At 70.6% G+C, this 23,484-nt stretch carries 24 protein-coding genes; 8 read left to right on the top strand and 16 right to left on the bottom strand.

All coding sequences use genetic code 11. From position 1 onward, the window contains the following. Nucleotides 1–59: 59 nt before the first annotated feature. Nucleotides 60–2,363 carry a glycosyltransferase family 39 protein gene (locus tag EXE52_RS02885; RefSeq protein WP_137703430.1) on the top strand — a complete coding sequence of 768 codons (2,304 nt, stop codon included), beginning with the start codon at nt 60–62 and terminating at the stop codon, nt 2,361–2,363. A 418-nt stretch (nt 2,364–2,781) separates the two neighbouring features. Here EXE52_RS02885 and EXE52_RS02890 read toward each other — a convergent pair whose 3' ends face one another. The 3 genes from EXE52_RS02890 to EXE52_RS02900 form a co-directional block, all read right to left on the bottom strand. After that, entirely contained in the window at nt 2,782–3,435 is a 654-nt protein-coding gene (locus EXE52_RS02890) for a dolichyl-phosphate hexose transferase (protein ID WP_233125185.1), read from the bottom strand. A 248-nt stretch (nt 3,436–3,683) separates the two neighbouring features. Beyond that, nucleotides 3,684–5,354, bottom strand: coding sequence for a GMC family oxidoreductase (locus tag EXE52_RS02895; protein WP_094495588.1), 1,671 nt, complete (start codon nt 5,352–5,354; stop codon nt 3,684–3,686). Beyond that, nucleotides 5,351–5,914, bottom strand: a complete 564-nt coding sequence (locus EXE52_RS02900) for a gluconate 2-dehydrogenase subunit 3 family protein (protein WP_137703431.1) — start codon at nt 5,912–5,914, stop codon at nt 5,351–5,353. Before EXE52_RS02900 ends, EXE52_RS02895 begins: the two co-directional genes overlap by 4 nt. Nucleotides 5,915–6,027: 113 nt before the next feature. On the opposite strand from EXE52_RS02900, the gene EXE52_RS02905 reads away from it, so the two are divergent. Beyond that, nucleotides 6,028–7,638 carry an iron ABC transporter permease gene (locus EXE52_RS02905; RefSeq protein ID WP_137703432.1) on the top strand — a complete coding sequence of 537 codons (1,611 nt, stop codon included), beginning with the start codon at nt 6,028–6,030 and terminating at the stop codon, nt 7,636–7,638. 158 nt (nt 7,639–7,796) lie between these two features. Here the strand turns inward: EXE52_RS02905 and EXE52_RS02910 are convergent, their stop codons facing one another. Together EXE52_RS02910 and EXE52_RS18405 are read right to left on the bottom strand one after the other, a co-directional pair. Continuing rightward, nucleotides 7,797–8,855: a sulfite exporter TauE/SafE family protein gene (locus tag EXE52_RS02910; protein WP_394334817.1), complete on the bottom strand. Its 1,059-nt coding sequence runs from the start codon at nt 8,853–8,855 to the stop codon at nt 7,797–7,799. Then, nucleotides 8,845–9,009, bottom strand: coding sequence for a hypothetical protein (locus EXE52_RS18405; protein ID WP_167373091.1), 165 nt, complete (start codon nt 9,007–9,009; stop codon nt 8,845–8,847). The genes EXE52_RS02910 and EXE52_RS18405 overlap by 11 nt, the downstream gene beginning before the upstream one ends. A gap of 259 nt (nt 9,010–9,268) precedes the next feature. Between EXE52_RS18405 and EXE52_RS02915 the strand changes: the two genes are divergently transcribed. Beyond that, a complete protein-coding gene (locus tag EXE52_RS02915; RefSeq protein ID WP_049932286.1) occupies nt 9,269–10,114 on the top strand; it encodes a universal stress protein in 846 nt (281 codons plus the stop codon). Nucleotides 10,115–10,142: 28 nt separating this feature from the next. On the opposite strand, the gene EXE52_RS02920 is transcribed toward EXE52_RS02915, so the two are convergent. The 4 genes from EXE52_RS02920 to EXE52_RS02935 are packed head-to-tail and all read right to left on the bottom strand — an operon-like array spanning nt 10,143 to nt 13,549. Continuing rightward, nucleotides 10,143–11,318 carry an inorganic phosphate transporter gene (locus EXE52_RS02920; RefSeq protein ID WP_049932287.1) on the bottom strand — a complete coding sequence of 392 codons (1,176 nt, stop codon included), beginning with the start codon at nt 11,316–11,318 and terminating at the stop codon, nt 10,143–10,145. 12 nt (nt 11,319–11,330) lie between these two features. Next, complete coding sequence (locus tag EXE52_RS02925) at nt 11,331–11,789, bottom strand: YeeE/YedE family protein (RefSeq protein WP_049932289.1); 459 nt, start codon at nt 11,787–11,789, stop codon at nt 11,331–11,333. Beyond that, entirely contained in the window at nt 11,790–12,347 is a 558-nt protein-coding gene (locus EXE52_RS02930; protein ID WP_049932290.1) for a YeeE/YedE family protein, read from the bottom strand. It abuts the gene before it with no gap. An 8-nt stretch (nt 12,348–12,355) separates the two neighbouring features. Next, nucleotides 12,356–13,549, bottom strand: a complete 1,194-nt coding sequence (locus EXE52_RS02935; protein WP_049932291.1) for an MBL fold metallo-hydrolase — start codon at nt 13,547–13,549, stop codon at nt 12,356–12,358. 246 nt (nt 13,550–13,795) lie between these two features. On the opposite strand from EXE52_RS02935, the gene EXE52_RS02940 reads away from it, so the two are divergent. Next, nucleotides 13,796–14,041 (top strand): sulfurtransferase TusA family protein, encoded by a 246-nt coding sequence (locus EXE52_RS02940; RefSeq protein ID WP_049932293.1) that lies wholly within the window; start codon nt 13,796–13,798, stop codon nt 14,039–14,041. 2 nt (nt 14,042–14,043) lie between these two features. After that, entirely contained in the window at nt 14,044–14,631 is a 588-nt protein-coding gene (locus EXE52_RS02945; RefSeq protein ID WP_086220080.1) for a DsrE/DsrF/DrsH-like family protein, read from the top strand. A gap of 144 nt (nt 14,632–14,775) precedes the next feature. Here the strand turns inward: EXE52_RS02945 and EXE52_RS02950 are convergent, their stop codons facing one another. From EXE52_RS02950 to EXE52_RS02975, 7 genes are all read right to left on the bottom strand, one after another. Further along, nucleotides 14,776–15,414, bottom strand: a complete 639-nt coding sequence (locus tag EXE52_RS02950; RefSeq protein ID WP_049932297.1) for a DUF1641 domain-containing protein — start codon at nt 15,412–15,414, stop codon at nt 14,776–14,778. Between the two features lie 2 nt (nt 15,415–15,416). Beyond that, nucleotides 15,417–16,562, bottom strand: coding sequence for an NAD(P)/FAD-dependent oxidoreductase (locus tag EXE52_RS02955; RefSeq protein ID WP_086216165.1), 1,146 nt, complete (start codon nt 16,560–16,562; stop codon nt 15,417–15,419). After that, on the bottom strand, nt 16,559–16,795 hold the full coding sequence (locus EXE52_RS02960; RefSeq protein ID WP_086216166.1) for a sulfurtransferase TusA family protein: 237 nt from the start codon (nt 16,793–16,795) through the stop codon (nt 16,559–16,561). Before EXE52_RS02960 ends, EXE52_RS02955 begins: the two co-directional genes overlap by 4 nt. A gap of 143 nt (nt 16,796–16,938) precedes the next feature. Continuing rightward, the gene (locus EXE52_RS02965) at nt 16,939–17,532 is read right to left on the bottom strand and encodes a class I SAM-dependent methyltransferase (RefSeq protein WP_094583387.1); all 594 of its coding nucleotides are present in this window, start codon (nt 17,530–17,532) and stop codon (nt 16,939–16,941) included. Between the two features lie 2 nt (nt 17,533–17,534). Further along, nucleotides 17,535–17,684 (bottom strand): hypothetical protein, encoded by a 150-nt coding sequence (locus EXE52_RS18205; RefSeq protein WP_158093825.1) that lies wholly within the window; start codon nt 17,682–17,684, stop codon nt 17,535–17,537. 87 nt (nt 17,685–17,771) lie between these two features. Continuing rightward, nucleotides 17,772–19,055 (bottom strand): M20 family metallopeptidase, encoded by a 1,284-nt coding sequence (locus EXE52_RS02970; protein ID WP_137703433.1) that lies wholly within the window; start codon nt 19,053–19,055, stop codon nt 17,772–17,774. An 84-nt stretch (nt 19,056–19,139) separates the two neighbouring features. Continuing rightward, nucleotides 19,140–19,556, bottom strand: a complete 417-nt coding sequence (locus EXE52_RS02975; RefSeq protein WP_199239131.1) for a helix-turn-helix domain-containing protein — start codon at nt 19,554–19,556, stop codon at nt 19,140–19,142. Between the two features lie 162 nt (nt 19,557–19,718). On the opposite strand from EXE52_RS02975, the gene EXE52_RS02980 reads away from it, so the two are divergent. From EXE52_RS02980 to argS, 3 genes are all read left to right on the top strand, one after another. After that, nucleotides 19,719–20,159: a DUF302 domain-containing protein gene (locus EXE52_RS02980; RefSeq protein ID WP_049932310.1), complete on the top strand. Its 441-nt coding sequence runs from the start codon at nt 19,719–19,721 to the stop codon at nt 20,157–20,159. Between the two features lie 217 nt (nt 20,160–20,376). After that, nucleotides 20,377–21,312 (top strand): NAD-dependent epimerase/dehydratase family protein, encoded by a 936-nt coding sequence (locus tag EXE52_RS02985; protein WP_086220086.1) that lies wholly within the window; start codon nt 20,377–20,379, stop codon nt 21,310–21,312. Nucleotides 21,313–21,597: 285 nt separating this feature from the next. Continuing rightward, complete coding sequence (gene argS / locus EXE52_RS02990; RefSeq protein ID WP_089308650.1) at nt 21,598–23,406, top strand: arginine--tRNA ligase; 1,809 nt, start codon at nt 21,598–21,600, stop codon at nt 23,404–23,406. Nucleotides 23,407–23,484: the final 78 nt, after the last annotated feature.

Here is a 23,484-nt window from a genome sequence, read left to right on the forward strand (position 1 = left end):
CGCCTCACCGCCGCGTCGCGCCGCGCGCCCGTCACGCTCACAGCCTCACTCCACCGACCGTGTCAGTTCTCCCACCGTCGCTCCGTCCCCGCCGGCTCCTCGTCCACCTCCGCCAGCGACTCGAACGCGCCGACCGGGTGAGCCTCGCCGCGGCGCTCGTCGCCGTCGCCGCCGGCGCCCTGACGTTCGCGGTCGCCGTCACCGTCTTCTCGCACCACTCGGCGAACCACGACGAGGGCGTCTACCTCACGCAGGCCGCTCTCCTCCTCGACGGTCAGTTGGCGTTCCACGCCGGCTCGCTCGCCGATGCCGTCCACCCGTGGTTCTTCATCGAGGACGGCGGGCGGCTCTACCCGAAGTACAACCCCGTTCCCGCGGCGACGTTCGCCGTCTCGATGGCCCTGTTCGGCGAGCCGCGCGTGACTCTCGCGGTCGTCGCCGCCGGGAACGCCGCTCTGGTGTACCTGCTCGGCTCCGCGGCCGTCGGTCGCCGGGCGGGCCTCGCCGCGGCCGTCCTCTTCGCCGCGTCGCCGATGGCGATCGCGACCTCCTCGGCGTTCCTTCCGTACGCGCCGACGACGCTCTTCAACCTGGTCTTCGCGGTCGCGTACCTCCGGAGCGTCCGGGACGAGTCCCTCAGGGCCGCGAGCGTCGCGGGCCTCGCGATCGGGGTCGCCTTCTTCGCGCGGCCGTACACGGCGGTGCTGTTCGCCGCCCCGTTCATCTGTCACGCGCTGTGGCGCGTCGCGTCGGCGACCCGGCGGTTCGGCGCCGAGTCCGCGGCGTCGACGCCGCGCGCGTTGGTCGACGCCGGCGTCCGCGGGCTCCCCGACCCGGTCCGCCGCCACGGGCTGACGGCGCTGTTCGGTACCCTGTTCGTCGGCGTCACGCTCGCGTACAACGCCCGGATGACGGGGTCCCCGCTCGTGTTCCCGTACCAGGTGTTCGCGCCGATGGACGGCCCCGGCTTCGGCGAGCGCCGGATCCTCGGCCACTCGGTCGACTACACGCTCGGGCTGGCGCTGGAGTCGAACGGGTACGCGCTCCGGGAGATCGCGACCCGCTGGTTCGCCGCCGGCCCGCTCGGAACGCTCGCGGCGCTCGTCGGCGGCGCGGTCGCGCTCCGCGGGTGGCGCGCGACCGGCGATCCGCGCGGACTCCTCTACGACCGGGCGGCCGACGACGCGTCCGGTACGCCCGGCTTCCGACGGACAGCGACGGCGCTGCTCGTCGGCGTCGCCGTCTCTGTCGTCGTCGGGAACCTCTACTTCTGGGGGACGCACAACACGCTCGCCGACCTCTCGGACCCGACCGACGGGCTCGCGTCGCTGTTCGGCCCGTTCTATCACTTCGACCTGCTCGTCCCGCTGTCGGTGTTCGGCGGGCTGGCCGTCGCCGCCGCCGCCCGGGCGCTGTCCGCGGCCCGCGACCGGCTCGTCTCCCGCGGCGCCTCGGGGACGGTCGCCCGCGTGGCGATCGCGGTCGTCGTCGCGAGCGCGGTCGTCGTCGCGGGCGTGGCCGCGGTCGACGCGGCCGCGGATCCGATCGAGCGGAACGCCGCGGTCGACGCGAAACACGAGGCCGCGTACGCGCCGTTCGACGAGACGACCTTCGAGGGCGGGCTCGTCTTCGTGCCGACGCCGTACGGCGAGTGGCAGAACCACCCGTTCCAGTACCTCCGGAACGGGCCGGGGCTCGACGGCGAGGTCGTGTACGCGCTCGACCGCGACCCGGTCGAGAACTTCGCGGTGCTGGACGCGTACCCGGACCGCACCCTGTACCGCTACGGCTATCAGGGGGTCTGGACCGCGGATCCGGAGACCCGCGTCACGCCGAAGCTGGAGCCGCTCGACCGGCGCACTGGCGCTCGGATCGACGCCGAGACGACCGTCGGCGTGCCGGACCGCGTCGCCCGCGCGCAGGTCCGCGTCGACCCGCGACGGGGCGCTCCGGGCGGTCCGGACCACGTCTCCTACACGGTGAGCGATCTCGGCGACTCGCTCGCGGTCGACTGGGCGGTGACGCCCGAGGGCGTCCGGTTGCCCGGCGCGGCGGCCGCGGGCGACCCCGAGGCGGGCGACCCCGTGCCGTTCGACCCCGAAGGCGACGCGGTCGCCGTGACCGTGACGCTCGTCGACCCCGCCGGCGCGACGTTCACATACCGGCAGGAGGTGACGGTTCGGGTGACGGAGGGCAGCGAGGCGGGAGCCAGCGGCGAGCGCGTCGAGGTCGTCTGGCCGCCCGAGCGCTCGACCTGTCGGCTCGTCACGGCGTGCGGGACTGAGGGGACGTACCTCCCCGACGAGCCTGACGCCCACCCCGAGTGGGTTGTCTTCGAGACGGCCGCCGAGGCGAGCGACTAATACGTCGATATCTCACACGCAGTTGCTGGTGGATCGGTGGTGACAACCTCCAAAGCCCCAGCCGCGAGGCCGCGGTACGCTCGTTGCGCTCCTGTGTCGCTCCGCTCGCTGCGGTGCTTACGTCGCCTACTGCGGCCTCGGGGCTATCCCTTTGAGTCCCGCCCCTCACAGCACCGCGCCTCACCCCTCCCCAGCCTCGTCGCTGGCACCCTCCGCTTCGCTCCGTGAGCCAGCGACTCCCTCGCGCGTGCGACTCACGCCCCGCCGGCGTTCGTCGGCACGCGCCGACCGCCGCGTCTGTTTATGTATAATCGGCGCTGTCGCTCAGGGTCGTAGAAACCGTCGCCGGCGGCGGTCCACTGTGCCCACAGCGTCCGTCCGGACCGCCGTACGGCGTCGCGTCGGGGGCGAAGCGCCCTCAGAAGCGCCGCAGTTGCTCTTCGAGGCAGACGGTGACGATCGACTTCGCGATGGCGGCGCCGCCGCCGATTGGGTCGAGCTTCGTGTCGCCGAGCCGCTCGGCGTAGGCGATCGGGCGCTCGCGCACGTCGTAGCCGCGCATCAGCGGGCGGATGAGGAGTTCCGCTGAGAGGCCGGTGTTCTCCGTCCAGCCGATCTCCTCGACCACCTCGCGACGGTACGCGCGCATCCCGGTCGTGGTGTCGTGGACGCGCTCACCCATGAGCAGGCTCGCGACCGCGGCGAACGCGTGGTTTCCGAAGCGGTTGAACGCCGGCATCGCCTCCGCGCCGTGGTAGAGCCGGTCGCCGCTTACCACGTCCGCGCCGTCGTTGACCTCGGCGAGGAACTCCGGCAGCGCCTCCATGGGGTAGGTGTCGTCGCAGTCGGTCGTGACGACCACCGGTCGGTCGGGGGTCAGGATCGCCTCGCGGACGGCGACGCCGTACCCCTGCGGCTCCTGTTCGATGACCCGAGCGCCGTGCTCGCGGGCGATCTCCGGAGTGCGGTCGTCGGATCCGTCGACGCAGACGACCTCCGCCCTCCCGTCCGTGACCTCGTCGATGTCATCGAGGACCGTCCCGATCGCCTCCGCCTCGTTGTACGTCCCCATCACGACGCTGAGGTCGTCGAAGGTGTATGCCCCGCCGTCCCCCCCGTTCGCCACGCTCTCGCCTTTCTCGTCCGCCGCGCTCTCGATCTCCTCGTCCGCCGAGCCTCCGCCCTCTTCCCCGACGGTCTCCGTCACGTCGACGGCGCTCGCAGATCCGTTCGTCGCGTGTGCTGAGTCGCTCATTACCCGGATCTCCGCTCGCACCTACTTGAGTTTTTAGGTTTACCTAAAATAATGTTCGACGGCAGTCAGGTCTGCGCCGAGAGGCGGGCTTCCACGTCGTCGGCGACGCGGAGCGCGAGCGCGGCGATGGTGAGCGTGGGGTTCATCGCGCCGCTCGTCGGGAAGACGGAGCTGGAGGCGATCCAGCAGTTGTCGAGGTCGTGGGTCCGGCAGTCGGCGTCGACGACTCCCCGGTCGGGGTCGTCGCTCATCCGCGTCGTGCCCATGTGGTGGTAGGCGGGCCCGGTCGCGTCCGGCCCGGCGACCCACTCCACGTCGGCGCCGAGCTCCTCCAAGATCGCGACCTGGATCTCGTTCGCCCGCTCGATCGTGTCGAGCGCGCGCTCGCCCACGCTCCACTCGACCCGCGGCGCCGGGTCCCCGTGATCGTCGGTGCGGTCGTCGGCGAGGGCGATCCGGCTGTCGGCCCGCGGGGCCTGCTCGACGAGCCCGCCCATGGCGACGTGATTCCCGTACCCCTCACGGAGCTGGTCGAGCAGCGGGTCGCCCCAGTCGTCGCCCGACAGGGCCGTCTCGACCGGCGAGGGGCCGGCGTAGTTGAAGAACTCCAGCTTGAACGGGGCCTGCGCCTCGTCGGCCTCGTCGTAGAACTGGTCGCAGGCGCTGGTGTAGAAGCCGACGTGGTTCTGTCTGGTCGGCTCGTCGAGGGTGCCGCCCGCCCCCGCGAACAGGTGGTCCATGAAGAACTCGCCGACGTGACCGCTCCCGTTCGCGAGCCCGTCGGGGTATCGGTCCGAGGCGGAGAGGAGCAGGAGCCGCGGCGTCTCCACGCCGCCCGCGGCGACGACGAAGGCGTCGGCCGTCTGCCTGTGTTCAGCCCCGTCAGGGGTCGCGTACACCGCCGCGGTCACCCTGTCGTCGCCGTCGTGCTCCAGCGACCGCACGGACGCCCGGTCGATGACGGTCGCGCCCCGCTCCTCGGCGCGCTCGACGTGGACCGTCGCGTCGTACTTCGCGCCGCTCGGACACACCGGCTGGCAGGTGCCGTAGCCGACGCAGGGGGACCGGTCGTCGTACGGCTCGGAGTTGCGCGCGTTCGGCACGGAGTGCATGGCGATCCCGAGCGACTCGCAGGCCTCGGCGAACAGCGAGTCGCTGTAGGAGGGCTCGAACGCCGGCATCGGGTGCGGCTCCTCGCGCGGCGGCGCGTAGGGGTTGTCCGACGCGCCCGCGACGCCCAGCTCGCGCTCGGCCTCGGCGTAGTAGGGGCGGAGGTCCTCGTAGTCGATCGGCCAGTCCGGCCCGACGCCCCGCGCCGTGCCGGAGTTGAAATCGTCCTCGTGGAGCCGCATCACCATCCCCTGCCAGTGGAGCGTCGACCCGCCGACGCCCTTCACGCGGGCGTGGTTGAGCGGGTACGGGCGGTCGCCGGCGGTCTCGTGGGCGTCGCGCTCGCCGCCCACGTCCCAGACGTCCGGCCGGTCGTAGAACGGGCGGATCGCGCGCTCCTGTCTCGCGAGCCGGTCGGCGGGGTCGAACCGCGGGCCCGCGTCGAGCACGACGACCTCCCGGTCGCCCGCCAGCCGGTCGGCGACGAGCGCTCCCGCGGGGCCGGCGCCGACGACGCAGACGTCCGTGTCCGGCACGGGCGTGCGGTCGACGTCGCCGCGGGCCCGGTCGCCGGTCTGCCGGTAACGAGCGTCCCGTCCGCCGCTCGCGTCCTCCGCGCCGCTCATCGGGGCCCCTGCCGGTAGCTCTCCGCGCCGCCCGCGTGCCCCTGCGGGTTCTCGATGCCGACGAGCTCCCCGCCCGTCGGCGAGGCGTACAGCGCGAGCAGCAGCTCGTTGACGACGTAGTACCGGACTCGCTCCGCGGTCGTTCCGTCCGGGTTCTCCTCGGCCACGTCCGCGCCCATCTCCCCGAGCAGATCGTCGCGGTCGGCGGGCGAGAGGTCGGCGACCGGCGCGCCGTACCACGACCGGGCGGCCGACTCGACCTCGGCGACCGCGGCTCGGATCCCCTCGGCGTGCGCCGACCCGTCGAGGCGGCCGTCGAGGAGGCCGTCGACGAACGCGTCGAGCCCGGAGACCGCCTCCGGGTAGACGGTCCGCGCGACCGCCGTCATCGCCTCGCGGACCGCCTCGTCGCCGGGGGTGCCGTCGCCGTCCCGCGCGGGCTCCGCCTCGGCGCCTCCCCGACCGCCGTCGCCGGTCGCCCGACGGACACCAAGCGCGACGCCGCCGGTCGCGCCGATCGCGGCCAGCGCGGCCGCCGCGTCGCGTCGCGTCAGTTCCATGGAATATTTTAGGCAGCCCTAAATTAATATATCCGTCGGAGCGCGCTCGACGCGCGATCGGAACCCCTAACGCCGGCCGCGACCACGCTCGGACAGAGACTCTGCCCCGTACAATGACCCTGCGAAACCGGCTCCGCGACCACTTGACCGACGGCGACGACAGGCTGCCGATCGGGCTCACGCTGCTGTGCGCGGCGATCGCCGCCACGCTCGTGTTCCCGCTGGCGTGGCTCGTCATCGAGGCGATCGCCGTCGACCGCGGGCGCGCGACGGACCTCCTCTTCAGCGCCGGCACCGCGGAGGTCCTCGTCAACAGCCTCCTCCTGATGGCGGGCGTCACCGGCCTCTCGGTCGCGATCGGCGTGCCGCTCGCGTACCTCACCGCCCGGACCGACCTCCCCTTCCGTCGCTTCTGGTCGGTCGCGGCCGCCCTTCCGCTCGTCGTCCCGAGCTACGTGGGAGCCTTCTCGTTCGTCTCCGCGTTCGGCCCGCAGGGCGAGTTCCACGAGGTCCTCGCGCCGCTCGGCGTCCAGCGCGTCCCCGAGATCGGCGGCCTCTCCGGGTCGATCCTCGTCATCACGCTGTACACCTACCCGTACGTCTACCTGACGACCCGGGCCGCGCTGCTGTCGTTCGACACGACGCTGCTGGAGGCCGCCCGGACGCTGAACCACGGGCGGCTCGCGGCGTTCCGCCGCGTGACCCTCCCGACTATTCGGCCGGCGATCGCCGCCGGGTCGCTGCTCGCCGCGCTGTACGCGGTCTCGGACTTCGGGACGCCGTCGATCATGCGGCTCCCGGTGTTCACCCGCCAGATCTACGTCGAGTACAACGCGTTCGGACGCGACTACGCGGCGCTGCTGTCGCTCCAGCTGCTCGTCGTGGTGGTCCTCGTGCTCGCGCTGGAGTGGGCCGTCCGCTCGGACCGCGACACGAGCGGCGACGACGCGGGCCGCACCGACGACCGGGTGTCGCTCGGGTGGCTGCGGTGGCCGGCGACGCTGCTCCCGGCCGGCGTGTCCGCGTTTGCGCTCTTGGTCCCGCTGTGGATCCTCGGGCTGTGGCTCGTTCGCTCGGAGGCCGGCCGCCGCCCCTCGCTCGCGTTCGAGCCGATACAGGTGCTCAACTCGGTGTCCGTCTCGGCGGCCGCGGCGGTCGTCGCCGCGCTGGCCGCCCTCCCGATCGCGTACTTCGCCGCGAACCACGACTCGCCGCTCGCGGTCGTCTTCGAGCGCGCGACGTACGTCGGGTTCGCGGTGCCGGGCATCGTGTTGGCGCTCGCGCTGGTGTACTTCGGCTCCGGCTACGTCCCGTGGCTCTACCAGACGCTCCCCCTGCTGGTGTTCGCCTACGTCGTCCGCTTCCTCCCCCAGGCGGTCGGCTCGGCCCGCACGTCGATCCTCCAGGTCGACCCGCGGCTCGTCGAGGCCGGGCGGACGCTCGGGGAGTCGCCGACCGGCGCGTTCAAGCGCGTCACGTTCCCGCTCACGCGCTCGGGGATCGTCGCCGGGGCCGCGCTCGTGTTCCTCACGACGATGAAGGAGCTACCGGTCACGCTGGTGCTCCGCCCCACGGGGTTCGACACGATCGTCACGCAGATCTGGCGCGCGCAGTCGACCGCGCTCTACCAGTACGCCGTGGTGCCGACGCTCATCCTCCTCCTCATCTCCGGGCTCTCGATGGTCGTCCTCCTCACGCAGGAGGGCGGCGAAGAAGGGCTGTGAGGGTCGCGGTCACCGTCCTCGGATGTGGCGGTCCGCGCCGGGTCGCCGCCACCAGATGCGGCGGTCGCCGCCGCTCCCGTCGGTCCGAGAGACCGGTCGCTCTCGATAGTGTTGAAAGAAACTAACAATACCGCGGCCGTGGACTGGAGAAAAACGGGTCAGTCCGCGGCAGACGTCTGCTGTTGACGCGTCACGCGGAGCGAGCTGATCGTCGTGTAGAGGACCGCGAAGGCGACGACGACCGCCGCGCCGATGGTAAGCACCAGTCCGAGCAGTTCGAGCGTCGAGCTGCCGATGTACGAGCCCACTTCGCCGATGCCCACGGCGAGGGCGCCGACGAGCAGCATCCCGCCGAAGTACACCTTGATCTCGTCGGAGTCGACGACGGCGGTCGCGGCGGAGCCGACGCGCGCGCCGAGCGCGCTCCCGAACAGCAGCGGGGCGACGATGCCGAGGCTCACGCCGCCGTCCTGTCCGTAGAGGTAGCTCCCGAGCCCGCCGGAGAAGACGATCTCGAAGAGGTCGGTCCCGACGGCGACGGGCACCGGGACGCCGATCGCGTAGATCATCGCGGGCATCCGGATGAAGCCGCCGCCTACGCCGAGGAACCCGGACAGGACGCCGGTCGAGAAGGCGACGGCCGTGATGACCCACACGGAGACGGTGACGTCGCCGCGGAGCGTCACCATCGGCGGGATCCGAACGGTCCGTTGGATCTTCTTGGCGACGTCGGGGATCTCGTACTCGTCGAGGTCCTTGTCGGCGGCCTCGTGGTCGACGCCGCCGTCGTCGTCGCCCTTGAGGGCGTCGCGCGTGACCATCGCGCCGACGCCGCCGAGCAGGACAACGTAGGCGACGCTGATGACGCCGCCGGCGAGCCCCATCGATTCGAGGTAGTAGACGCTGGCGCGCCCGGCCTCGATGCCGATGGTCGTCCCGGTGATCATGATCACCCCGAGCTTGTAGTCCACCTGCCCGAGGTCGTGGTGTTTCAGCGTCGCGATGACGGCCGTTCCGAAGACGAACGCCATCCCGCTCCCGACGGCGACGGAGGCCGGGTAGTCTAGCATTAGGAGGGCCGGGGTGACGAGGAACGACCCGCCCATGCCGAAGAACCCGAACAGCACCCCGACGACGAGGCCGAACCCGACGAACAGCGCCAACATCTCGGGGCTCGTCTCGAAGATGCCGAGGCCGCCGAGGAAGTTACCGAGCACTGGCGTCACCCCCGACCAAGAGCCGCATCAGATAGGGCCCGACGAGCCGTTCGAGGCCGCCGTACCCCACGTACAACACGAACGCTTCCAGGAGAATCGTGCCGATGAGTAGGACCGTCTCTGGGTCCCACGAGGGTATCTCTAGTCCAGCCATCTATTCGTCCTCCGGCTTCCGAACGCGGAAATTCGGTCTTGGCACATTTCTGCTCGGTGTCCACTATCCGCTTCGTGCCTATAACGGTTTTGGGCTTGATGTACAATACTATATCCCGGTAACCTCGGCGGGAGTACCGATAACTTACAGAGATAATACGGCGCCTCCGTCGGCCCGAGCGCCGGCTACGCGCTCGCGCTCGCTGAAGTATCAAACGACGAACAAAATCGTGTTGTCGCCGCCCGCCGAAGGGATCGACATGAGGGCCCTGTGCGCAACCGACCTGTCGGCCGCCAGCGAGGCGACGATCGAGAACGAGACCTGCCTCGGCTGCCTGGACCGAATCGGCGTCCGGACGGTCCACCTCGTCACGGTGGTCTCGGCGAACGTCCACCCCGGCATGCCCGGCGTCGACTTCGAGGAGCGCCGGCGGCGGGGGCTCGACAGGTACCGCGAGGTGATCGAGGCCGCGGGGTTCGACGTCGAGACGCACGTCGTTCGCGGGACCCCGTACCGCCGCCTCAACGGCATCGCGGAGACCGTTCACGCCGACCTGACGATCGTGGGTTCGCGCGGACAGAGCCCGCTGGAGAACCGGGTCGTCGGCTCGACCGCCCGCAACCTCGCCCGGACCACCGTCGTCCCGCTGCTGGTCAACCGCGTCGAGCGGGCGGCCGACGACCCCGATGTCCTCCGCGAACACCTCTTCCGGCACGTCCTCTTCGCGACAGACTTCTCTGAGCACGCCGACCGGGCGTTCGACGCCTTCTCGTACCTCCGTCGCGCGACCGAGGAGGCGACGCTCGTCCACGTCCGGTCGCCGAAGGACGACGGGCCGGACGCCGGCGGCGGTCCCGCGGAGCGGCTGGCAGAGCGGGCGAGCACGCTGGAGGGCTGGGGGATCGAGACGCGGACCGAGGTCCGCCGCGGCGACCCCGCCGAGGAGATCCTCGCCGTCGAGGCCGAGGTCACTCCGTCGACGGTCCTCGTCGGGTCGAAGGGGCGGAGCCGGATCCGGCGGCTCCTGCTGGGCAGCGTCTCGGAGGAGATCGTCACGCGGGCGACGGGCAACGTCTTCCTCGTCCCGCCGCCTCGGGCGGTTTAAGAGTAGGCGACGCCGCGGCGCGCGCCGATCACAAGACGAGCGCGGCGGCCGCGTACGCGAGCGCGAACGAGAGGCCGAACGAGCCGGCCCACGCCCCCACGGTCGTGAGGATCTTCTCCGCGTCGACGGCCTCCCGACCGCCGACGGCCGCGCCGCTCCCGATGATCGCGCTCACGACGATCTCGTTGAACGAGACCGGCACGCCGAGCAGCACGGCCAGCTGCGCGATCAGGAACGACGGGACGAGCGCCGAGATGGAGCGGCGCGGCCCGAGCGACGAGTAGTCCTGCGCCAGCGACTTTATCATCCGGGGCGCGCCGGTCCACGAGCCGACCAGCATCCCGAGCCCGCCGCCGACGAGGACGGCGGTGGCCGACACCATTCCCACCTCGTCGAGCAGTGGTAGGAGCGGTCCGACCGCGAGCCCGACCTGACTCCCGCCCGCGGAGAACGCGACGAGCGACCCGAGCGCGAGCAGCACGCGCCGCAGCCCGCCCTGCTCGTCGCGGCTCACGTCCCACCAGACGACGGCCGCGACGGCCAGCGCCGCGAGGCCGGTGATCGCGACCGCCGACGCGGTCCCGTCGAGCGACAGGGTCCGCTGTCCGAGACCGCGGACGGTCCCGGGCGCGGTCCCCTCGCCGAGGAAACTGAACCGGACGTTCACGAGGACGCTCCCGACCAGCCCGGCGAGGACCGGGACGCTGTACCGCTCGGGCGCCCCGGGTCGCGGGAGGACGCTGGCGATGGCGAACGCGATGCCGCCGCCGATGAACGGCGTCAGGAGCCAGACGGCGCCGATCTGTTGGTACTTTGCCCAGACCGGCGTCCCGCCGAGCGCGAGCCCGACGCCGATGACGGCGCCGGTCACGGTGAACGCGGTCGCGATCGGAATCCCGGTGGTGATGCCCACCGCCATCAGCCCCGCGCCCAGCACGAGCACGAGGATGACGCCGGCGACGGGCAGGCTGATCCCGCCAACGAGGCCGCTCCCGACGGCCTCAGAGACGTTCCCGCCCTGCGTGACGGCGCCGGCGAAGCCGAAGACGCCGACCAGCAGGGCCGCGCGCATCGTTCCGATGGCGTTCGCGCCGACGGCGGGCGCGAACGGGGTCGCGCCGCTCGACCCGGCGCCGATCACCCACGCCATGAACAGGCTCGCGAGCGCCGCGCCGACGGAGAGGGCGATGAGAGCGGGGTCCATGGAGCCGGTGCGTTAGTCCGCGCCCGCCGCGGCGGCGTCGCGGGCTCCGCTCCGGCTCCGCCAGTACCCCTGCGCGTACGCGCCGACGAACATTCCGCCGAGCGCCCAGAGGATGGTGACGTTACCGACCCCGAGGCTCGCGTACGCCGCGCCCGGACAGATGCCAGAGAGCCCCCAGCCGACGCCGAAGACGGCGCCGCCGACGAGGACGTTCCGGTCGAACGGCTTCAGCCGGCGCTCGTAGGGAGCCCCGGTGAGCGGCGCGGCGTCGCGGATGCGCGGCAGCAGCGCGAACGCGATCCCGGAGACGATCGCGGCCCCGAACATGACGAACGGGAGGCCGAGGTCCTCGAATGTGAGGAAGTTCAGCACGACCTCCGGCCGCGCCATGTGGCTGAACCCGAGTCCGAACCCGAAGATCAGGCCGCCGACGAAGATCAGCGGCTTGAACAGCGGATGTCGGTCCGCCATCTACGGACTCACCCCCAGCGCGGCGACGACCTGGGCGGTCCCGATCGCCACGGCGAGGAACGTCGCGACGCCGACCAGCGACGTCTTCGACGCCGATCCGACGCCGCAGACCCCGTGGCCGGACGTACACCCCTTCCCGATGCGGGTGCCGATCCCGACGAGGATCCCGCCGAAGAACAGCCGCCACGGCTGGACGTCGGTCGCCCAGAGCGTCACGCCGGCGACCTCGTACAGCGTGCCGGTCGTCCCGGGCTCGTAGAGCGGGCTCGTGACTAGCCCCGACTGGAACGTCGCGGCGAACGCGAGCCCGCCGAGGATGATGCCGGCGGTGAACACGAGCCGCCAGTCCCGCGATCCGACGTACCGCCGGAACCGGGACTGGCCGGAGACGTACGACAGCGTCGACTCCAGGAACGTGCTCGCCCCGGCCGGGATACCCGTTCCGACGTAGATGACGACGGTCCCGAGACCGACGAGCAGTCCGCCGACGGCGTACCGGCTGACCCCGTTCGGGAACAGCTCGGCGACCGCCTGCAGCAGTACTGGGTCAGCGACCATCGGCGTCGTCAGTCACCCGCGAGCGAGTCCTGACTGGCGGCGCAGTTGTTCGGCCCGAGCTCCAGGGTGAACGCCTCGTCGTCGTCGACGGCGTTCTGTCCGAGGTTCGTCGCGATGATGTCCTCGTAGTTGGCCGGGCGCGGCGGCATGTCCGAGAGGATCAGGTCGACGAACGCCTGCTCGTCCATCGTGAGCGCGTCCATCTCCTCGACGAGCTCGCCGATCGGCGCCGTGTAGGTGCCGTCGTCGGCCGCGACGGCCGCGTCGCTGAAGTGCGCGCCGCCGATGAGCGTGTCGTCGGGCAGCGTCAGCACCCGCTCCTGAAGTGACTCGTACAGCAGGCGCGCGGCGTCGGGGGCGCCCTCGTCGCCCTCCTCGAGGTCGGGGCGGGCGACGCTCTCGATGAACAGCCCGTCGCCGGTCGCGAGCAGGCTCTCGTCGACGAGGTATGAGGTCATCCCGGTCGTGTGGCCGGGAGTGTAGACGGTCTCGACGGTGGCGTCGCCGACCGCGAACGTGTCGCCGTCGGCGGCCGTGGTCAGCTCGTCGGCGTACGTGACGCCGCGGTCGACCGCGGCCTCGGGGATGACGCCTTCGACGCCCGCGGCGTCGAGGTCGCGCACGCCCGAGATGTGGTCGGCGTGGACGTGCGTGTCGAGGGCGTAGTTCAGTTCGACGCCGAGCTCGTCGGCGTCGTCGAGGTAGCGGTCGGTGAACGCCCGCAGCGGGTCGATGATCGCGGCCTCCCCGTCGTCGTAGAGGAGGTAGCCGAGACAGCCCGAGGAGGGGCGCTGGTACTGGAGGAGCGTGCCGGCGCCGTCGTAGCGGTCGACCTCGACGGCCTCGTAGATGCTCGCCCAGCCGTTCATCCCGTCTTCGAGGTGGTCGACGTCGTAGCCGCGCTCCGTGAGCGTGCCCGCGACGTACTCGCTGGCGCCGCCCTTCGCGCAGAGGACGGTCACCTCGCGGTCGTCGGGGATCCGGTCGAGAACGTCGTCGTCGATCTCGTCTTCGAGGAACTCGAAGTACGGGACGTTGATCGACGTGACGTTCTCGCCGTCGATGCGCCACTCCTCGTAGTCCGACTGCATGCGCGCGTCGAGGATCGTGACGTCTTCGCCGGCGTCGATTCGGTCTTTGAGCGATTCCGGGTCGACGGAGTCGACGTCGACGTCCGGAGTCGGGAAGTCGTCGGCATTCATGTTTCGCAGTCGTTCATACCGGGTCGACGCACAAAAGCATTTTCATAGTATTTCCTTTTCTAAGCAATACTATATTCAATAGAATCCGGTCCGTATCTCCTACTGTTGTACTCAGGGGCTTATGCGGCGGCTAAACAGGTTTCACTTTATACAGTAGTTGGGAGAATTCCCAAGAACCGACACAGTTTTACTTCACCGGGGGGTATTGTGCGCTAGCTCCAATACAGACACCGGAGCAGATACACAATGAGTGCTGAATTCGACATCGCGGAGACGCTCGACGTGAAAGGCGCATCGTGCCCCATGCCGGTAGTGAAGACGAAGTCCGCCGTCGACGGCCTCGACGCGGGCGAGGTCCTCGAAGTGCTGGCGACCGACCCCGGAAGCATGAGCGACCTCGACGGCTGGGCCGACGGCACCGAGGGCGTCGAGCTCCTCGACCAGACGGAAGGCGACGACGTGTACAAACACTACGTCCGCAAGACGGAGTAACGATGAGCACGGACACACCCGACGCGTCGGCCGACGACGCGCCGACCGACGACGCGCCCTCCCGCGCGGAATTGGCCGCGCGCGTCGACGAGCTCGAGGAGGCGCTCGCCGAGGCCACCGCCGACGACGGCGGCAAGAAGATGAGCATCATCGCCACCAAGGGGACGCTCGACATGGCGTACCCGCCGCTCATCCTCGCCAGCACCGCTGCCGCGTTCGGCTACGAGGTGACCGTCTTCCACACGTTCTGGGGGCTCGACATCCTCCACGAGGAGCGGTCGAAGAACCTCCAGCTCAGCTCCGTCGGCAACCCCAACATGCCCGTGCCGAACGCCGTCGCCGCGCTCCCCGGGATGGACCGCGTCACGACGAAGATGATGGAGCGCCGGATCTCGGACAACGACACCGCCACGATCGAGGAGCTCCTCGAAACGAGCCTCGACATGGGCGTGGAGTTCCAGGCCTGTCAGATGACCATCGACCTGATGGACTACGACGAGGACAACTTCTACGACGGCGTCACCACGGGCGTCGGCGCCGCCACCGCGCTTCAGGACATGGCCGAGGCGGACATCCAACTGCTCGTCTGACCGCCGCGGAACGAGCCCCCGGTTCTGTTTTGCCCGCGCCGTCGCCGGCGTCGTCGCTCCAGACACCCTCGATACAACGCAAAAACAACTAGTGACCACGACCGACTCCGCCCGCTCGCGCCGCGGAACGGCGCGTCGCCCCCGCTAGCGCGATCCCTCGCTCCGCTCGCGCCCGGCGCGCTCGCGGCCGATCGCGCCCGCCACCGCCAGCAGGTAGCCCAGCCCGTACTGGACGTCCGGGTCGCGCACCCCGCGGATCAGCCCGACGGCCCCGACCCGATCCGGCGGGTCGCGCTCCGCCTCGCCGACCCCCTTCAGCAGCGTCTCGACGCCCTCGCGGGTGTCGTCGTCGGCCGCGGTCTGCGCCACCTCGCCGAGCGCGGCGCCGGTCCCGGCCAGCGACGCGACCATCTCGTCGTCGAGGGCCGCGGTCGCCAGCGACCCGACCTCCGCGACCTCGGCCAGCTCGTCGAGCGTGCCGCTCCGCTGGAGCGTGAGCAGCGTGTCGAGCGCCTCCCGCAGCTCGTCGCCGTTCTCGCCGACCGCCTCGGCCAGCGCCACGGTCTCGTCGGTCGCCAGGCCGTCGGCGGACTCCGCGAGCGTCGACCCCGTGGCCGAGAGCTCGCGGACCATCTCGTCTGAGAGCGCGCCCTCGCCCAGCGAGAGCACGTCCAACAGCTCGTTGACCGCGTCGAGCCGCTCGACGAGCTCGGCGACCGCCTCCGGGTTCTCCGCGATGGCCGCTTCGAGGTCGTCCGGCTCGGGTTCGTGCGTCTCGGACATGGTCAGAGCAACCCTCGCGCGGTGAGCCAGTAGGACTCGTTGTACGCCAGCTTCGACCAGTGGAGCTTCTCCGAGGGCGGCGCGGGCGACGGCGGGCGCTCGTAGTCGAACTCGACGAACGAGGCGGCGTCCATCCCGGTCTCGATGAAGCACAGGGTCTTCCCGTCGTACGTCGCCGTCGCGGGGCGGCCTCGGACCTCGCTGGCGAGGCGCTGGCCGACGACGCCGGCCTGGTAGTGCGCGACGCTGCCCGCGTTCGGGACGCCCGTGTCGGCGGTGTCGCCGAGCGCGTAGACGTTGTTCGCGGCCGCCGCCTCTAGCGTGTGCTTGTCCACGTCGACCCAGCCGTCGTCGCCGAGGCCGGCCTCCTCGATCAGGTCGACGCCGCCGTGAGGCGGAATCGAGACGAGGAGGTCGTAGTCGAGCTCGGTCCCCTCCATCGACGTGACGGTCTCCGCGTCGGGGTCGACAGACTCGGCGTTGAAGAACGTCTCCACGTTGATGTCCCGGTCCTCCATGATGGGACGGGCCCACTCGGCGATGTGGGGATTCCCGTGAACGCGCTGGATCGGGTACGTGTAGGTGACCTCGACGTCCTCGCGCAGGCCGCGCTCGCGGAACCAGTCGTCGGTCATGAAGACGAACTCCAGCGGCGCCGCGGGACACATGTGGGGCGTCCCGATGACGCTCAAGACGAGCTCGCCCTCGGTGAACTCCAGCAGCTCCTCTCGAAGGGCCGTCGCGCCCGACTCGCTGTAGTAGTCGTGTCCGCCCTCGACGAGCCCGGGGATCTGCTCGGGCTCCAGCGTCGACCCGGTCGCCAGCACGAGGTGGTCGTACTCCATCGACGGCGCGGTACCGTCGAACCGGAGCGTCTGCGAATCCGTGTCGATCTCGGACACGCGGTCGATCCGGAGGTCGACCGCGTCGTCGACCAGCTCGTCGAGCGCGCGGCGACCGTCCGCCGGTTCGCGCTTGCCGAACGGCACGTACAGCCAGACCGGCTTGTACACGTGGTCGGGGCCGTCGTTGATCAGAGTGACCTCCACGTCGCCGGCGTCGAGCTCCGGACCGAGCCGGTCGGCGAGGTCGTTGGCGAGCACCGATCCGCCGGTCCCGCCGCCCACGATGACGATGCGTTCGGTCATGCTTTCTCCACGTAGAACGCGTTGTGCTCGTCGAGCTCTTCGACGGCGAGCAGTTCGTTGCCGGCCTCATCGGCCCACTCGGGAACGTCGGTGAGCGACCCGTCGCTGTCGCTCAGGAGCCGGACCACGTCGCCCGACTCCGCGCTCCGGATCGCTCCGATGAGGTCCATCAGGGGACCGGGGCACGCTGCGCCTCTGGCGTCGACGGTTTCTTCGGGTTCGATGTCGGTCATGGGGGTCTCACACCAGACAGTTACGCGCGTGGCGTATTAGTCTTGTGCGCTCATTCCACAATCTAAAAATCCTCGTGTTCGGCGCGGATCGGTCAGCGTCGGCGGCAGTCGGGGTGTCGCTGACGGTTGGGGCGTCGGCGGCGCTACCGGTCGAACACGACCGCGTAGTGGTACGGCGGCAGATCGACCCGCCGGTCGAGTTCGAACGGCGCCGCCCCCCGGACGGCCTCCGCCGTTTCCTCGGGGTCCATCCGGAGCCCCGTCGGCGGTCCCCGGGGCTCCCCCCCGACGGTCGTCGCTTCGCGCGGCCGGTCGTGCCAGTTGACGACGACCAGGCTGCCGCCGGGCGCGACCGCTCGGAACGTCTCCTCGACGAACTCGGTGCGGTCGTCGACGCCGTGGAAGGTGTTCGCCACGACGAGCACGTCGACCGGCTCCGGGAGGACACCGGTCAGGTCCCGGGCGTCGCCGTGGACCGGGACGACGTTCCCGATCGCCTGTCGCCCGGCGAGCGCGTCGAGCTCGTCGAGCAGCGCCTCGTCCAAGTCGACGGCGTACACGGGCGCGGGCTCGGTGATGCGGGCGGCCGGGAGCGCGAAGTAGCCGCTCCCGCAGCCGACCTCGGCCACCGACAGGCCGGGCTCGACCCCGAGCTGCCGGAGCGTCGCGCCCGGCGTCGGCCAGAGCTTCCCCCACCAGTCCCAGTCGGGCTGGCCGGTGTTCTGGAACCGCTCCATCGTCAGCGGGGGCCCGACGCGCCGGCTCCCGTTCCGTCCGCCGGAAGGCGGCGTCCGTCACTCCCGCCGCCCGCGAACCCGTGTCCGCCGCTCACGGACCCGTCGTCGGCCCCCCGAGGCGGCTCGCTCGTCGCATCGGTCTTGTCCTTCATACCCATATGTGAACCAGTCCGCTATCTAAGTCTTTCTCGACCGTCGCCGACCGGCGTGCCCGAGTCGCCCCGCTCGTCCGCGGGCAGCTAGTCGACCCGAGAGCGCCACGCGGCGGGGAGCCGGGCGTAGACCACCGCGTTGTCGACGAGCGCGTCGACCGGGACGTACTCGTCGGGGGCGTGGAGCGTGTCGGTCCCGAGGGCGAACTCGACGGTCGATATCCCGGCGTTCCGGAGCTTCTTGGCGTCGCCGCCGCCCGTGGCGCTCCGACGGAAGACGCGGTCCCCGGTGACCGCCGCCGCCGTCGACGCGACGGCGTCGACCAGCGGGCTGGCGGGGTCCTCTGTGGTGCCGACGCTCCAGGAAACGTCGGCGACCGTGATCCCCTCGCAGTCGGCGACGCAGTCGCGGATGGCCGCGAGCACGTCGGGCGTGTGGACGCCCGCCGTCAGCCGCACGTCGACCTCGGCGCGGGCGGACCCCGGGACGGCGTTCACCGCGTCGCCGCCCTCGAGGACGCCGAGGTTGATCGACGGGTACCGGAATAGGTCCTGAGCGGCCGCCTCGCCCATCGACGGGGCGTAGTACTCGACCGACTCCTCGACGATCGGCTCCATCTCGGCGTCGATCTCCAGCCGCTCGGCGCCGAACCGCTCGCGTATCGTCTCGACGGCGCCGTAGAGCCGGTCGACCGCGTTGACCCCGAGCATCGGTCGAGAGCCGTGCGCCGCCTCGCCGGCGGCTTCGAGCGTCAGCCAGATGCTCCCCCGGTCCGCGACCGTGACGGAGCGGCGACCCTCCTCGCAGGTCGGCTCGCCGATCACGCACGCGTTCGCGTCGAGCGCTCTGGCATCGAGCAGCGCCGGGAGCCCCGCGTCGCCGCCGACCTCCTCGTCGCTCACGAAGGCGAACAGGAGGTCGACGGGCGGCTCCGCGTCGGTCGTGACGACGGCCCGGAGCGCGAACAGCAGCGACGCCACGGCGCCCTTCATGTCGGTCGCGCCCCGGCCGTAGACGCGGCCGTCGGCGCGTTCGCCGAGCGGGTCGCGCGTCCACGCGCCGGCGTCGAACGGCACGGTGTCGAGGTGTCCGTTGTACAGCAGCGTTCGGTCGGACGCGCCGTCGACCCGGACGAGCAGGTTCGGCTTCGCCGGGTCGACGGCGAACCGCTCGACCTCGACCGGAAGCGGGTCGAGGAACCGCTCGATCGCCGCGACGATCTCGCGCGTATCGCCGGGCGGGTTCGACGTGTCGACCGCGAGCAGATCGAGGGCCAGCGAGACCAGCTCCTCCCGGTTGGCTCGCACGTACTCGGCGGGAGCGTCGTCCGGGTCCGTCGGCGGCCGGGTCGCTCCCGTGTCTTCGGCCATGCCATCCCCTTCGATCCCCAACGATTTATTTATTTTGTATGTTTCGCACAATACTAATCGGTGGGCGTCGCGGTCGCCCGCGCGTCACGGTCCGGGCTGGAGCGACCGATCCCCGCGCTCGTCCGCCTCGCCGCCGTACCGGTCCTCGAACTCTTGGATGAGCTGACCGACGGTCGCGTACCAGCTGTTGAGCAGCTGCTGCATCTCGCGAGCGGCCTCCTCGGGCGTTCGCGGCCGGTAGACGTAGTAGTACCCGCCCTGATCGTAGTTCTCCTGTCGCTGGACGACGACGCCGGCGTCCACGAGCCGCGAGATCGACCGGTACGCCGTCGACCGCTCACACTCCAGCCGGTCCGCCACGTCGTCGACGGTGAACCCTTCGTTCACTCCTTGGAGCGCCTGAAACACCGCCTGATCCCGCTCGTTGAGCCCGTGAATACACTCAAGGAGGTCGATACACCCCAAGTCCCGTTCGAGGTCGTCACGCACTGACGCGGTCATCGTATCGGACAATAGGGCGACAGAGTGGGTTAAAGTTGTTCCTAAATAGTACAATACTACTACAGTCGAGTCGGCGACAGTCCGGTTCAGTTCACGGCTGCTCCGCTCTCTCGGTAGGGCATCCGAAGAGCCTTTGTTACGTAGGCCCAAGACGATACACGAATGACGCTTCCGATCGACCCGACGCAGATCGACCCGGACGACATCGGCGAAGAGCAGGCCACCCTTGAGATGGGCCACGAGGAGGCGATCGAACACGTCCGCGAGGTGTTCACCGACGCCGGATTCGGCGTCCCGGTCGAGTTCTCGCCGTCCGAGATGCTCAACGAGAAGGTCGACGCGGGTCGCGACCCCTACTACGTGCTCGGCGCGTGTAACCCGGCTGTCGCCGACCGGGCGCTCGACGCGACCGACAACAAGCTCGGCGCGCTCATGCCGTGTAACGTCGTCGTCTGGGAGGAAGCGCCCGGGACGCAGCGCGTCTATCACGTCTCTATCATGCGCCTCGCTCGCCTCGCGGGCATGGCGCCCGACGACGACGAGATGGCCGGCATCATCGCCGACACCGGCGAGATGGTCGACGAGGCGTTCGAGAACCTCTGACCACGCTCTGACACAGCCGTCCCTACGGCGTCGCCGGCGCTCTGCTCGGCGGCACTCGCCGTCGGCGACGATCGGATCGGCGCGGTCTGCGCTCGGATCGGTGCGGCCGGCGCTTCGACCGACACGGACGTGACCCGGTTCCGTTCGCCTCGCCTCCGTGTCGATCCCGCTCGTCGCGATTCCACACCTACTTATCCGCGACCGCCGACGGGCCGATATGGACCTCGCCGATTCGCGCGTCCTCGTCACCGGCGGCGCCGGTCTCGTCGGAAGCCACCTCGCGGCCGACCTGCTCGACCGCGGCGCGACCGTCCGCGTCGCCGACGACCTCTCGAAGGGGACCCGCGACCGCGTCCCCGAGGGCGCGGCGTTCGTCGAAGCGGACATGACCGACCCCGACGACGTGGCGCGCGTCGTCACCGACGACCTCGATGTCGTCTTCCACTTCGCGGCGTACACCGACACGAACTACGACGACGACCGCGCGCTGTTCGAGGAGAACACCGAGATGACGTACAACGTCTTGGAGCGCATGCGCGAGGTCGGCGTCGACCGCTTCGCGTTCACCTCCTCCTCGACGGTGTACGGCGAGGCGCCGCGACCGACCCCCGAGGACTACGCCCCCCTCGAACCGATCTCGATGTACGGCTCCGCGAAGCTCGCGGACGAGGCGCTGATATCGACGTTCGCGCACTCCTACGGCGTCCGGTCGTGGGTGTTCCGGTTCGCGAACATCGTCGGCCCGCGCCAGCGCGGCAACGTGATCCCCGACTTCATCGAGAAGTTAGCCGAGGATCCGACCGAACTGGAGATCCTCGGCGACGGCCGGCAGGAGAAGTCGTACATGCACGTCTCGGAGTGTGTCGACGCCATCCGGCACGTGGTCGAGAACGCAGACGCCGCGTACAACGTCTACAACCTCGGGACGCGGACGACGACCTCCGTCACCGACATCGCAGACATCGTGAGCGAGGAGCTCGGCGTCGACCCGGAGTACGCCTACACCGGCGGCGACCGCGGCTGGACCGGCGACGTACCGAAGATGCGGCTGTCGATCGAGAAGCTCGCCGCCCTCGGGTGGGAGCCGTCGGTCGAGAGCGACGCGGCGGTTCGGCGCAGTGCGCGCGAGCTGATCGACGAGATCGTGGAGTAGCGCGATCCCCTCCGACGAACTCCGCCGATCGGGTGCGGACCGCGGAGGCGCTTCAGTCCCGCCGCAGGCGAACCGAAGGGGGTCCCGAACGCCGACCGGATCGCTCGACTGCCGAAGCTGTCCCGATAACCGACCGGAGGCGGCGGCGTCAACGGAGCGATACGGACGGCTGTTGCGCACACCCCGGTGGGTTTCCCGTGGCGGTGTCGCTCGCGGTTCGATCCGCGTCTCCGCCCGCCGCGCCGCTTCGGAAGGGCCTTTTAACCCGCCCGTCGAACGGACGGTATGTTCCGGCAGTTCCGGTCGGAGGTCGAGGCGGCGCTCGCGGACGCGCTCGACTCGCTCGCCCTCCCGACCGACGACCTCGGCATCGAACGCCCGCCCGACGACATGGACGCGACGCTCGCCTCCAGCGTCGCCTTCCGACTCGCGGGCGAGGTCGGCGACGCGCCGCCGAACGTCGCGGCGACTGTCGCCGAGGCGGTGTCGGTCGGGAACGCGGACTACGTCGCGAGCGTCGACACCGCGGGGCCGTACGTCAACTTCCACGCGAACGAGCGCTACCTCGCCGACACGCTCGACGCGGCCGCGGTCGACGCCGACTACGGCGCGCTCCCCGACCGCGACACGAGCGTCGTGGTCGAACACACCAGCGCGAACCCGACCGGCCCCGTCCACGTCGGCCGCGCGCGCAACCCCATCGTCGGCGACGCGGTCGCGAACCTCCTCGCGTACGCCGGCTACGACGTGGACCGCCACTACTACGTCAACGACGCGGGCCGGCAGATGGCGGTGTTCACCTGGGCGTACGAGCGGTTCGACGAGTCAGACCTCGACGCGGAGCCCGCCCGCGACCGCGCCGAGTACGACCTCGTGCGCTACTACCGGAAGGGGAACGCCTTCTTAGAGGAAGCGGACGACGACGCGGTCGAGGCCGCGGAGGCGGAGATCCAGTCGATCCTCCAGGGGCTCGAGGCGGGCGACGAGGAGACGTACGAGCGCGTCGGCGAGGTCGTCGACGCCGTCCTCGGTGGAATGAAGGCGTGCCTCGGCCGCCTCCCCGCGGAGTTCGACGAGTTCGTCAAGGAGACGCGGTTCATGCGCGACGGATCCACCGACGACATCGCGGGCCGGCTGAAAGAGACCGACCACGCCGTCTACGAGGAGGACGCCTGGCAGCTGGAGCTCGACGAGTGGGGGATCGACAAGAACCTCGTCTTCCTCCGCTCGGACGACACGAGCCTCTACACGACCCGCGACCTGGCGCACCACGAGTGGAAGTTCGCGAACTACGACCGCGCCGTCACCGTCCTCGGCGAGGACCACAAGCTCCAGGCCGACCAGCTCGACGCGACCCTCGAACTGCTCGGCAACGACACCGACCGCCTCGGCCACGTCATCTACTCGTACGTCAACCTGCCCGAGGGGAAGATGTCGACCCGGCGGGGGACCGGCGTGATGCTCGACGACCTGCTGGACGAGGCGATCGACCGCGCTCGCGACGCCGTCGAGTCGCGCATGGACGACCGCATCCGCGACGACGACCTCACCGACGAGGACGTCGAGCGCATCGCCCACCAGGTCGGGATCGGCGCGGTCCGGTACGACATCGTCTCCAAACAGCCCGCGAAGGCGATCACCTTCGAGTGGGAGGACGCGCTCGACTTCGAGGCGCAGTCGGCGCCGTTCGTCCAGTACGTCCACGCGCGCTGCGCCGGCATCCTCGGCGAGGCGGCCGCCGCCGGGATCGACGTGCCGGGCGTGACGGCGGACGCCGACGGCGAGGTCGACCCCGACGCCTTGGACGTCGACGCGGGCGCGCTCGAAACCGACGCGGCCCGCGAGCTCCTCCGCGAGGTCGCGCGCTTCCCCGCCGCAATCGAGGCCGCCGCGGACGACTTGGAGCCGCACACGATCGCGACGTTCACCCGCGAGTTCGCGGACGCGTACAACGCCTTCTACCGCGAGTGCCCCGTCGTGACCGCCGAGACCGAGGCCCTGCGGGACGCCCGGCTCGCGCTCGTCGCGGCCGCGAAGCACACGATGGCGAACGCGCTCGACGTGCTGGGCGTCGAGGCGCCGGAGTCGATGTAAATCGAGGGTATCCCGCCCTCCGTCGCCCGGAGCGGGGCTCCGAGCGATCCATCGCCAAACGCGGCCGAGACGGACGCT

Origin of the sequence: Halorubrum sp. CGM4_25_10-8A, assembly GCF_005435025.1 — an archaeon.
GTDB lineage: Archaea > Halobacteriota > Halobacteria > Halobacteriales > Haloferacaceae > Halorubrum > Halorubrum ezzemoulense.

Excerpts from the sequence above, each read along its gene's own strand:
- EXE52_RS02920 (WP_049932287.1), bottom strand. The coding sequence starts at position 11,318 with ATGGACCCCGCTCTCATCGCCCTCTCCGTCGGCGCGGCGCTCGCGAGC.
- EXE52_RS02895 (WP_094495588.1), bottom strand. The coding sequence starts at position 5,354 with ATGAGCGGCGCGGAGGACGCGAGCGGCGGACGGGACGCTCGTTACCGG.
- EXE52_RS02980 (WP_049932310.1), top strand. The coding sequence starts at position 19,719 with ATGACGCTTCCGATCGACCCGACGCAGATCGACCCGGACGACATCGGC.
- argS (WP_089308650.1), top strand. The coding sequence starts at position 21,598 with ATGTTCCGGCAGTTCCGGTCGGAGGTCGAGGCGGCGCTCGCGGACGCG.
- EXE52_RS02935 (WP_049932291.1), bottom strand. The coding sequence starts at position 13,549 with ATGAATGCCGACGACTTCCCGACTCCGGACGTCGACGTCGACTCCGTC.
- EXE52_RS02930 (WP_049932290.1), bottom strand. The coding sequence starts at position 12,347 with ATGGTCGCTGACCCAGTACTGCTGCAGGCGGTCGCCGAGCTGTTCCCG.
- EXE52_RS02900 (WP_137703431.1), bottom strand. The coding sequence starts at position 5,914 with ATGGAACTGACGCGACGCGACGCGGCGGCCGCGCTGGCCGCGATCGGC.
- EXE52_RS02970 (WP_137703433.1), bottom strand. The coding sequence starts at position 19,055 with ATGGCCGAAGACACGGGAGCGACCCGGCCGCCGACGGACCCGGACGAC.
- EXE52_RS18405 (WP_167373091.1), bottom strand. The coding sequence starts at position 9,009 with ATGGCTGGACTAGAGATACCCTCGTGGGACCCAGAGACGGTCCTACTC.
- EXE52_RS02965 (WP_094583387.1), bottom strand. The coding sequence starts at position 17,532 with ATGGAGCGGTTCCAGAACACCGGCCAGCCCGACTGGGACTGGTGGGGG.
- EXE52_RS18205 (WP_158093825.1), bottom strand. The coding sequence starts at position 17,684 with ATGAAGGACAAGACCGATGCGACGAGCGAGCCGCCTCGGGGGGCCGAC.
- EXE52_RS02905 (WP_137703432.1), top strand. The coding sequence starts at position 6,028 with ATGACCCTGCGAAACCGGCTCCGCGACCACTTGACCGACGGCGACGAC.
- EXE52_RS02925 (WP_049932289.1), bottom strand. The coding sequence starts at position 11,789 with ATGGCGGACCGACATCCGCTGTTCAAGCCGCTGATCTTCGTCGGCGGC.
- EXE52_RS02950 (WP_049932297.1), bottom strand. The coding sequence starts at position 15,414 with ATGTCCGAGACGCACGAACCCGAGCCGGACGACCTCGAAGCGGCCATC.
- EXE52_RS02955 (WP_086216165.1), bottom strand. The coding sequence starts at position 16,562 with ATGACCGAACGCATCGTCATCGTGGGCGGCGGGACCGGCGGATCGGTG.
- EXE52_RS02945 (WP_086220080.1), top strand. The coding sequence starts at position 14,044 with ATGAGCACGGACACACCCGACGCGTCGGCCGACGACGCGCCGACCGAC.
- EXE52_RS02915 (WP_049932286.1), top strand. The coding sequence starts at position 9,269 with ATGAGGGCCCTGTGCGCAACCGACCTGTCGGCCGCCAGCGAGGCGACG.
- EXE52_RS02985 (WP_086220086.1), top strand. The coding sequence starts at position 20,377 with ATGGACCTCGCCGATTCGCGCGTCCTCGTCACCGGCGGCGCCGGTCTC.
- EXE52_RS02960 (WP_086216166.1), bottom strand. The coding sequence starts at position 16,795 with ATGACCGACATCGAACCCGAAGAAACCGTCGACGCCAGAGGCGCAGCG.
- EXE52_RS02890 (WP_233125185.1), bottom strand. The coding sequence starts at position 3,435 with ATGGGGACGTACAACGAGGCGGAGGCGATCGGGACGGTCCTCGATGAC.
- EXE52_RS02975 (WP_199239131.1), bottom strand. The coding sequence starts at position 19,556 with ATGACCGCGTCAGTGCGTGACGACCTCGAACGGGACTTGGGGTGTATC.
- EXE52_RS02940 (WP_049932293.1), top strand. The coding sequence starts at position 13,796 with ATGAGTGCTGAATTCGACATCGCGGAGACGCTCGACGTGAAAGGCGCA.